The 10,235-nt window shown below is 72.1% G+C and carries 8 protein-coding genes; 6 read left to right on the forward strand and 2 right to left on the reverse strand.

Features of this window, described 5'->3' with window-relative positions; translation table 11 throughout:
- Window positions 1–680 precede the first annotated feature (680 nt).
- The 6 genes from BN12_RS10795 (at window position 681) to BN12_RS10820 (ending at window position 6,691) form a co-directional block, all read left to right on the forward strand.
- Complete coding sequence (locus BN12_RS10795) at window positions 681–2,585, forward strand: acetolactate synthase large subunit (protein WP_083454985.1); 1,905 nt, start codon at window positions 681–683, stop codon at window positions 2,583–2,585.
- Window positions 2,582–3,094 carry an acetolactate synthase small subunit gene (gene ilvN, locus BN12_RS10800; protein WP_048552380.1) on the forward strand — a complete coding sequence of 171 codons (513 nt, stop codon included), beginning with the start codon at window positions 2,582–2,584 and terminating at the stop codon, window positions 3,092–3,094. The genes BN12_RS10795 and ilvN overlap by 4 nt, the downstream gene beginning before the upstream one ends.
- Before the next feature lie 77 nt (window positions 3,095–3,171).
- Entirely contained in the window at window positions 3,172–4,200 is a 1,029-nt protein-coding gene (gene ilvC, locus BN12_RS10805) for a ketol-acid reductoisomerase (protein ID WP_048552382.1), read from the forward strand.
- A gap of 100 nt (window positions 4,201–4,300) precedes the next feature.
- Window positions 4,301–4,699 (forward strand): hypothetical protein, encoded by a 399-nt coding sequence (locus BN12_RS10810; RefSeq protein WP_048552384.1) that lies wholly within the window; start codon window positions 4,301–4,303, stop codon window positions 4,697–4,699.
- Between the two features lie 139 nt (window positions 4,700–4,838).
- Window positions 4,839–5,873, forward strand: coding sequence for an ATP-binding cassette domain-containing protein (locus tag BN12_RS10815; RefSeq protein ID WP_048556294.1), 1,035 nt, complete (start codon window positions 4,839–4,841; stop codon window positions 5,871–5,873).
- A complete protein-coding gene (locus tag BN12_RS10820) occupies window positions 5,870–6,691 on the forward strand; it encodes an ABC transporter permease (RefSeq protein ID WP_048552386.1) in 822 nt (273 codons plus the stop codon). Before BN12_RS10815 ends, BN12_RS10820 begins: the two co-directional genes overlap by 4 nt.
- On the opposite strand, the gene BN12_RS10825 is transcribed toward BN12_RS10820, so the two are convergent.
- On the reverse strand, window positions 6,666–9,839 hold the full coding sequence (locus BN12_RS10825; protein ID WP_048552389.1) for a BTAD domain-containing putative transcriptional regulator: 3,174 nt from the start codon (window positions 9,837–9,839) through the stop codon (window positions 6,666–6,668). The two genes, BN12_RS10820 and BN12_RS10825, sit on opposite strands and share 26 nt — an antisense overlap.
- Before the next feature lie 37 nt (window positions 9,840–9,876).
- On the reverse strand, window positions 9,877–10,235 hold a 359-nt coding region (locus BN12_RS24465), incomplete at its 5' end, for a SelB domain-containing protein (protein WP_048552390.1).

Below are 10,235 nucleotides of genomic sequence, written 5' to 3' on the forward strand. Positions count from 1 at the left end.
CATCTCGACCGTGGCGGTCTGGCGCCCGATCGGGGTCTGTGCACCAACCTCGGAGGCGGGCGGCCGGCCCGACCAACAGGAACATCGACGTGCCGGGCCGCCGTCAGGGCGTCGGACGTGCTCAGGAGGCGTCGCCTTCGGGCAGGCATCGCCCCTATTGCCTGTCGGTGGGACCGCCGGACACCCAAAGCCGCCGCGGACACCGAGGGGCGTGCCCACCTCACGCACGACGAGCGGCTGACGGCGATGGCATTGGGTGTCCGTCGGTTCTCACCGCCGGCGCCATCCGGGTTCACCGCCGGCGCCACGGGACGCCCCTCGCAGCAAAACGATCCGCCCTGCGGCGGCCGGGCGGCATCCCATGCGGACCGGCCTACGGCCGAAGGGCGGCAACCCAAGCGATCCGCCCTGCGACAGGAGGGCGAGGCGCACGCCGTGGCACGGATCACGGGTCCGGATGATGGGACCTGCGTCTCGCCATGTTGACACCGTCGCGCGTCCGCGGGGAACATGACGGGCATGCAGCACGTCCTCGTACTTCTCCAGCGCGCTGGCCGGTAGACCCCACCGAGCAGCGCGCCGCCCCCTCCGTCGTCCGGAACCCGGACTGGAGGGCTTTTTTGTGGGCGGAGGACAATGAGCACGGCCGAGCAGGACGACAGGACCAGGAAGTGACGATCGTGAGCCAAGCGTCGGGCGGCGCAGCCCCTGCGGCAGCCCCCTCACCAGCCGACATCGCGCACCACAGCAAGGCGCGCACCCCCGTCGAGGTCACGGGAGCCCAGAGCCTCGTCCTCGCGCTCGAGGCCGTCGGGGTCGACACGGTCTTCGGCATCCCGGGCGGCGCGATCCTCCCCGCATACGACCCGCTCCTCGACTCGGTCAAGGTCCGCCACATCCTCGTCCGGCACGAGCAGGGCGCGGGTCACGCCGCCGAGGGATACGCGAGCGCGACGGGCAAGGTCGGCGTCTGCATGGCGACGTCCGGGCCCGGCGCGACGAACCTCGTCACCGCGATCTCCGACGCCTACATGGACTCGGTGCCGATGGTGGCCATCACCGGCCAGGTCGCCTCGGCCTCGATCGGGTCGGACGCCTTCCAGGAGGCCGACATCCGGGGCATCACCTTCCCGATCACCAAGCACAACTACCTCGTGACGAACGCCGCGGACATCCCGCGCGTCATCGCCGAGGCCTTCCACATCGCCTCGACGGGACGCCCCGGACCGGTCCTCGTCGACATCGCCAAGGACGCCCTCCAGGCCCGCACGACCTTCCTGTGGCCGCCGGCCATCGACCTGCCGGGCTACCACCCGGTGACCCGGCCGCACCACAAGCAGATCCGCGAGGCGGCCCGCTACATCGCCCGGGCCAAGCGTCCGGTCCTCTATGTCGGCGGCGGCGTCATCCGGGCCCACGCGACCGAGGAGCTGGCCCGCTTCGTCGAGCTGACCCAGATCCCCGTCGTCACGACGCTCATGGCCCGGGGTGCGCTGCCCGACTCCCACCCGCTCCATCTCGGTATGCCGGGCATGCACGGCTCGGTCGCCGCGGTCACGGCCCTCCAGAAGGCGGACCTGCTCATCACCCTCGGCGCGCGGTTCGACGACCGCGTGACGGGCCAGCTGTCGACGTTCGCCCCCGAGGCGAAGGTCATCCACGCCGACATCGACCCCGCCGAGATCAGCAAGAACCGCACCGCCGACGTGCCGATCGTCGGGGACTGCAAGGCCGTCATCACCGACCTCGTCGAGGAGGTCGACCGCGACATCGACGCGGGCAACGCCGGTGACTACGCCGCCTGGCGGAAGCTGACGATGGGCTGGAAGGCGACCTTCCCCGTCGGCTACACCGAGGCGACCGACGGATCGGTCGCCCCCCAGGCCGTCATCGAGGCCATCGGCCGGATCGCCGGGCCCGAGGCGACCTACGTCGCCGGCGTCGGCCAGCACCAGATGTGGGCGGCCCAGTTCGTGTCCTACGAGCGGCCCATGAGCTGGCTCAACTCCGGCGGTGCCGGCACGATGGGGTATGCCGTGCCGGCGGCGATGGGTGCGAAGGTCGCCGAGCCGCAGCGGGTCGTCTGGGCCATCGACGGCGACGGCTGCTTCCAGATGACCAACCAGGAGCTCGCGACCTGCGTCATCAACGACATCCCCATCAAGGTCGCGATCATCAACAACTCCAGCCTCGGCATGGTCCGCCAGTGGCAGTCGCTCTTCTACAACGAGCGGTACTCCAACACCGACCTCCACACGAGCGTCGGCAGCCGGATCCCCGACTTCGTCAAGCTCGCCGAGGCCTACGGCTGCGTCGGGCTGCGCTGCGAGCGCCCCGAGGACATCGACGCGACGATCGAGAAGGCGATGGAGATCAACGACGTCCCCGTCGTCATCGACTTCGTCGTCCACCGCGACGCCATGGTGTGGCCGATGGTGGCCGCCGGCGTGAGCAACGACCTCATCCAGGTCGCCAAGGACACCGCCCCCCAGTGGGACAGAGGGGAGTCCGAGGCCATCGAGCAGCCGGAGGACGTGCTCACCGGGCCCACCGGGCGGACCGACACGGACGGAGGGGACCGATGAGCCGGCATACCCTCTCGGTCCTCGTCGAGAACAAGCCGGGCGTCCTCGCCCGCATCGCGAGCCTCTTCTCCCGTCGCGGGTTCAACATCAACTCCCTCGCCGTCGGGGAGACCGAGATCCCGGAGATCTCCCGGATGACGGTCGTCGTCGACGTCGAGGACCAGCCGCTGGAGCAGGTGACCAAGCAGCTCAACAAGCTCGTCGAGGTGCTCAAGGTCGTCGAGCTCGACGGCGGCGCCTCGGTCCAGCGCCAGATCATCCTCGTCAAGGTCCGCGCCGACAGCGTGACCCGCGGCCAGGTCCTGGAGATGGTCCAGATGTTCCGAGCCAAGGTCGTCGACGTGTCGACCGACGCGCTGACCATCGAGGCGACGGGAAGCATGGACAAGCTCCACGCGCTCCTGGAGGTCCTCGCGCCGTTCGGCGTCAAGGAGCTCGTCCAGTCCGGTCTCGTGGCCATCGGCCGTGGGGGCCGGTCGATCACCGACCGGGCGCTGCGCAGCGCCTGACCGACCCACCCGACAGCCCGACCCGCCCGACAGCCCAACCGATCCATCAGCCCCACCGACCGAAGGAGTGGCCGCACATGGCCGAGATGTTCTACGACGACGACGCCGACCTGTCCGTGATCCAGGGCAAGAAGGTCGCCGTCATCGGCTACGGCAGCCAGGGCCACGCCCATGCCCTCAACCTGCGCGACAGCGGGGTCGACGTCCGTGTCGGGCTCAAGGAAGGCAGCAGGTCGATCGAGAAGGCCGAGAACGAGGGTCTCGCCGTCATGACCGTCCCGGAGGCCGTCAAGGAGGCCGACCTCGTCGTCATCCTCACGCCCGACCAGGTCCAGCGGACCGTCTACGCCCAGGAGATCCGGCCCAACCTCAAGGAGGGCGCGGCGCTCCTGTTCGGGCACGGCTTCAACATCCGGTTCGGGTACATCAAGCCCGAGTCCGGCTCGGACGTCATCATGGTCGCCCCGAAGGGTCCCGGTCACCTCGTCCGCCGCGAGTTCGTCGACGGCCGCGGTGTGCCCGTCCTCCTCGCCGTCGAACAGGACGCGTCGGGCACGGCGTGGGACCTCGTCAAGTCGTACGCCAAGGCCATCGGCGGCCTGCGCGCCGGCGGGATCCGCACGACGTTCACCGAGGAGACCGAGACCGACCTGTTCGGCGAGCAGTCGGTCCTCTGCGGCGGCGCCTCGCAGCTGGTCATGTACGGCTTCGAGACCCTCGTCGAGGCGGGGTACCAGCCCGAGGTCGCCTACTTCGAGTGCCTCCACGAGCTGAAGCTCATCGTCGACCTCATGATCGAGGGCGGCATCGCCAAGCAGCGCTGGTCGGTCTCCGACACCGCGGAGTACGGCGACTACGTCTCCGGCCCCCGGGTCATCGACACCCACGTCAAGGAGAACATGCAGGCCGTCCTCAAGGACATCCAGGACGGCACGTTCGCCCAGCGCTTCATCGACGACCAGGACGCCGGCGCACCCGAGTTCAAGGCCCTCCGGGAGAAGGGCGCCCAGCACCCCATCGAGGCGACCGGCAAGCAGCTGCGCAAGCTGATGGCCTGGGTCCAGGACACCGACGCAGACTACGTCGAGGGCTCCGCCGCCCGCTGACGCCGTCTCCTCCCGCCGGGGATCTCCCCGGGACACCGCGCCGCGCCCCACCCTCGAACGGTGGGGCGCGGCGCGGCATACGAGGGGCTACGTTGGGACGATGGCAACGCCTCCGGAGCGCACCGACGCGCCCGCCGGGCGCGTCCTCGTCCTCGGCCTCGACCCCTATCGCGTGCCCGGCCCCTGGGACCCGACACCGGTGGCCGAGGGCATCGAGGCGGGCAGGCGGGAGTTCCTCGCCCACGATGTCCCCGCGCGCTTCTGCCTCGTCGGGCTCGACGGCAGCGACGACGTCGGCGCGGTCATCGCCGCGGCCCTCGGTGCGCACCCCTGGGAATGCGTCGTCGTCGGCGGCGGCATCCGCCACGACCTGGCCCTGTTCGAGGACGTCCTCAACCTCGTCCATCGGCTCGCCCCGGGCGCGGCGATCGCCTTCAACCAGACCCCCGCGGACACCTACGCGGCCGCGATGCGCCGGCTCGGCTCCGCGGGTCGCTGACGGAAACCGGTTGCCCGCCCGGTCCGACCTGGCGTTCCATGGCTGTCGGCGGGGAGGGGTAGAACGTGGTTGCACGCGATGCATCGCGTGAAACCACGACGTAACCGTCGTGAAGCCGACGTCACGCAGGATGGACGACATGACCAAGACCAGCACCAGCCACGAGCTCGCGGTGCACGCCACCGGACTCGTCAAGCACTTCAAGGACGTGCGGGCGGTCGACGGGATCGACCTCGACGTGACCCGCGGGTCCATCTTCGGCCTGCTCGGCCCCAACGGCGCCGGCAAGACGACCGTCGTCCGGATGCTCGCGACGCTGCTGTCCATCACCGACGGCCACGCGGAGATCTTCGGCCTCGACGTCGCCCGGCAGCCCCACCAGGTGCGCCAGCTCATCGGCGTGACGGGGCAGTACGCCTCCGTCGACGAGAAGCTCACCGCCCGCGAGAACCTCCGCCTGTTCGCCCGCATCCTCGGCCAGTCCGGGGGGCAGGCGAAGGCGACGGCCGACGACCTCCTCGAGCGGTTCGCCCTGGAGGAGGCGGCGAACCGGCCGCTCGCCAACTTCTCCGGAGGTATGCGACGCCGGCTCGACCTCGCGGCGAGCCTCATCTCGCGCCCGCCGCTCGTCTTCCTCGACGAGCCGACGACCGGCCTCGACCCGCGGACCCGCGGCCAGATGTGGGACACGATCCGCGAGCTCGTCGAGGGCGGCGCGACGATCCTGCTCACGACCCAGTACCTCGACGAGGCCGACCAGCTCGCCGACCGCATCGCCGTCGTCGACCGGGGGACCAAAGTCGCCGAGGGCACCTCGAACGAGCTGAAGGCCATGGTCGGCGACGCCTCGCTCCAGCTGACCCTCCTCGACCCGGACGAGGCCGACGAGGCCGCCCGGATCGTCGACCGCGTGACCGGCTCGGTCGCGCAGGACACCCGCGCCGCCCACGGCACGGCCCACCTCACCGTCCCCATGGCGAACGCCGACGACGCCGGCGACGTCCTCGTCGCCCTCCGGCACGCCGACATCGGCCTCGCCGCGATCAGCGTCGCCCAGCCCACCCTCGACGAGGTGTTCCTCGCCCTGACCGGCCGGCCCGCCGAGCCGCAGTCCGGGCTCGACGACGCCGCGGACGAGTTCCACGACGAGCTCCAGATGGAGGCCTCCCGATGACCACTCTCACCGTCTCACCCGCGGCCGTCGACACGAGCCGGCTCTCCGGCCACGTGCCCCTCGCGACCTCGATCCGGCAGACGCTCCTCATGGCGTGGCGCGCGCTCGTCAAGATGCGCCGCAACCCCGAGCAGTTCTTCGACGTCGTCGTCCAGCCGCTCCTGTTCACTCCGATGTTCGCCGTCATCTTCGGCGGGGCGATCTCCGGCGACGTGAAGGCATACCTCCCGCTCCTCGTCCCCGGCGTCCTCGTCCAGACGGCTCTCACGACGTGCATGCAGACCGGCGTCACGCTGCGGGAGGACATGGAGAAGGGCGTCTTCGACCGCTTCCGCAGCCTGCCGATGTCGCGGATGGCGCCGCTCGCCGGCCCGGCACTCGCCGACACCCTCCGCTACGCCATCGCGACGGTCCTCACGATCGCCGTCGGTCTCGTCATGGGCTACCGGCCCGGTGGCGGTGTCGTGGGCGTCATCGCCGGCGGCCTCGTCATCGTCGTCACGTCCTGGTCGCTCGCCTGGATCTTCACCTACCTCGGCACCGTCATGAAGTCGGCGCAGGGCCTCCAGGGCGTCTCGATGATGATCCTGTTCCCGCTGACGTTCCTGTCCAACGCCTACGTGCCCGTCGACACCATGCCCTCGTGGCTCAAGGAGTTCGTCAAGTTCAACCCGGTCTCCCACATCGTCTCGGCGGTCCGCTCCCTGATGAACGACGGGCGGGTGACCGGCGAGCTCGGCTGGGGCGCGCTCGGGTGCGCGGTCATCGTCATCGTCTTCGCGGCGCTGTCGGTCAGGAGTCTGCGCCGGGCGGACTGAACGCCCCGAACCCCCGGGCGAGAAGGGTCACCGCCTCCTCCCGGAGATCGTCCCGGTCGCGCGGGGCATACGACGACACCCACTCGTCGTATGCCCCGCCGACGGCGTCCCGGGCCCGGGTGCCCGCCGGTTCGAGCGCGAGGCATGGATAGGCGCGGGCGTGCCCGAGGGCGACCGCGCAGGCCATGAGCCGGGCAGCCGTCTCGCCGGGATCCGTCGTCACGAGCCACAGCCCGAGCGCGTAGATGGCGGCCCCCGTCACGGGGTAGTCGAGGAACATGTCCGCGGGCCGGTCGAGGAGCAGCCCCGTGCGCGAGGCGAGGTCGTATGCGAGGTCCCGCACCTCCTCGGGCCGGCCGTGGAGGGCGTGCGCCGCGACCGCGGCGGCGAGCGTGTGGAGGAGCCACGGCTCGAGGCCTCGCCAGTCCGCGTCGATGCCCTCCGGAACCCTCATGCCGTCGGAGTGGGCGGCGGCCTCCCGGTAGGCCCGCAGCCCGTCGTCGATGCGGCCACGGGCGAGGTCGACCTCGGCCCGGATCATCCGCTCGTTGACGTTGACGGGGAAGTCCGTCTCCGCCGCGTCGAGGTCCTTGACCATCTCGTGGAAGCGTCGCTCGGCCGTCTCGACGTCACCCTGCGCGAGGGCGGCGAGCACGCGGGTACCACGCAGTTGGGCCGCGTCGGGGCCGGATCCCAGCCGCAGGAGCGTGGGCAACGCCCGGAGCGCGTGCTCGGCGGCCTGCTCCGGGTCGCCGAGCTGGAGGGCTATCTCCGCCACCCGCTGGTGGGCCCCGGCGAGGGTCCACGGGTCGATGTCGGTCGACTCGGCGGCGGCGAGCGACGCGTGCGAATAGCGGATGGCCGCCACGAGGTCGCCGGAGTTCTCCGCCGTCTGGGCGGCGAAGGCGTTGCCGACGACATCGCCCAGCCGGCCGTACGGCGCCGCGATGGTGAGGATCGACTCCGGTGTCGGGGGATACCCCTCGAGGATGAGGAGCAGGAGCATCTCGGCGAGCAGCCCCCCGAAGCCCCTCGTGTCGCGGGGCAGCCGGCGCAGCCGGGACAGCGACCGCGCCGCGAGCCGCGGCTTGAAGATGAACGCGTTGACGGCGAGGATCGTCAGCGATCCCTGGTAGGCCTCGGCGAACCGCGGGGACGGGTGCAGGTGGTAGAGGAGCGCGTCGACCTCCGGAGTCATGCGGACGACGCGGAAGTGGTTGGACTCGACGGACCACATCGTCGCGAGGGCCGCGAAGAGGGCGGCGACCCGCTCGCCCTCGCCATGGACGGCCGCCTCGTGGAGGGCATGGGTGAGGTTGACCTCCTCGGCGTGGAGCCGGTCCATCGCCTCGAACTGCCGTGGGCTGAGCAGCGCGCTGCCCCAGCGCAGGGCGTGGTCCGCGGCCCAGTCGCGGGCGCGCTCGTCGGCCTCGACGTCCTCCCCGGCGTCGACGAGCATCATCCGCGCGAACTCGCGGACCGTCTCCAACATGCGGTACCGCGCTCCGAGGGGAGTCTCGGAGACGGCGAGGAGGGACTGGGTCACGAGGCTCGCGACGAGGTCCTCGGTGCCGTCGCCGACGACGACGCCGGCCGCCTCGAGGGTGAATCCGTCCTGGAAGGCCGCGAGCCGGCGCAGGGCGGCCCGCTCCGGCTCCGAGAGCAGGTTCCAGCTCCAGTCGATGACGGCCAGGAGCGTCTGATGGCGGGCCGGGGCGCTGCGGCTCGTGCCGCGGAGCAGGGCGAGCCGGTTGTCGAGGCGGCGCTCGACCTCGGCGGCCGACATGACGCGGACCTTCGCCGCGGCGAGCTCGATGGCCAGCGGCAGCCCGTCGAGCTGACCGCAGACCCGCGCCACGACGTCAGGTGGGAGCTCGACGTCCGGACGCGTGGCCCGGGCGCGGTCGACGAACAGGTCGGCCGCGGTCCGCGCGTCGAGCTGCGGGAGGAGATAGACCGCCTCCGCGTCGATGTCGAGCGGGGTGCGGCTCGTCGTGAGGACCCGCAGCTGGGGGCTCGTCGCGACGAGGTCGTCGACGAGGTCGGCCACCGCGTCGACGACGTGCTCGCAGTTGTCGAGGACGAGGAGCGTCGGCACCTGGCTCAGCTGCTCGGCCATCGAGGCGCGGACGTCGGCGACGACCCGGGTCGCGGTGGGGCCGAGGCGCCCGCTCGTGTCGCGCGTGCCGACGACGCCGGCGACCTCCCGCAGGACGCCGTCCCCAGTCGCGACGCCCGCGAGCTCGACGACGTGGACCGCCCGCTGGGAGGCGCTCGCGGCGAGCTCCTGCGCGAGCCGGGTCTTGCCGAGGCCGCCGGCTCCGACGATCGAGGTGACGCGCGAGGCCTTGATCATCGCCCGGAGCGCCGCGAGGTCCGCCTCCCGGCCGAGGAGCCGGTTGGGGGAGAGGCGGATGCCGTGCCGGACCGTCGTACCCTCGTCGAGCAGCTCGGCCTGGACCTGGGCGAGCAGGGGCGAGGGCGCCATGCCGAGGCGGTCGCGCAGGTCGCGGCGGTGCGCCTCGTAGAGCTCGAGCGCCGAGGCCCGGCCGACGACGGCGGCATGGGCTCTCAGCATCGCGGCCCGGACGACGTCGTCGCCCGGGCTCTCGTCGAGGACGCCTCGAAGCGCGGGCAGCGCCTCGGCCGGCCGGTCGAGCGTCGCGAGGGCCAGCGCCTCGGTGCGGCGCAGCGACCGCGAGGTGGCCGCAAGGTCGAGCTCGGTGCCCTGGAGCGCGTCGACGACGTCGGGGTCGGCCGGCCCGGGGTCCCACAGCGCGAGTCCCTCCGAGGCCGAGGCGAGAGCCCCCGCGGCATCCCCGTCCGCGAAAAGAGCCCTCGCGTCCCGGGCCAGGCGCGCGGCATACCGCACGTCGACGTCGTCCGGGGGGACGGCGAGCCGGTAGCCGGTCGCCGTGCTCTCGATGGTGCCCGACCCGAGCGCGGCCCGGGCCCGGGAGACGAGGACCTGGACCGCCTTCGCCGGGTTCGCCGGCGCCTCGTCGGGCCAGACGTCGCTCGCGAGCCGCTCGGTCGACAGACCGGACGGCGCGCCGGCGAGGAGCGCGAGCAGGACGCGGCTGCGGCTGCTCGTGATCGGCTCGCCGTGCCAGCTGCCGGGGCCGAGCAGGCGCAAGGACAGGGTCACCGCGACAGGATACGAGCCATGGCCGGGGACGTGCCGGTCACTGCGCGGGATCGCGCACCACCTCGCGGTGTCCCGCGTCGAGGCGCCGGGTCCACCGGAGCGTGTCGAGGTGCTCCAGGAGGGGGATGACGACCCGCCGGGTCGTGTCGAGCGCCTGCCGGGCCGCGCTCGTCGTGAAGGGCTGGTCGAGGCCGGCCAGGGTCCGCATCGCGAGGGCGGGGGCGCCCGGGAGGAGGACGACGCCGCCGTCGAGACGGAGCAGCCGCCCGACCCGGGCCGCGGCGGCGAGCTCCTTGGGCCCGAGGCCGAGGGCCGCGAGGTCGGTCGCCTCGGGAGCCCGGAAGGGATGCTCCGCGAGCCGGCGCTCGAGGTCGGCGACCGCCGCCTCGGCGGGGC

This window comes from Nostocoides japonicum T1-X7, assembly GCF_001046855.1.
GTDB classification, from domain to species: Bacteria; Actinomycetota; Actinomycetes; order Actinomycetales; family Dermatophilaceae; genus Nostocoides; species Nostocoides japonicum.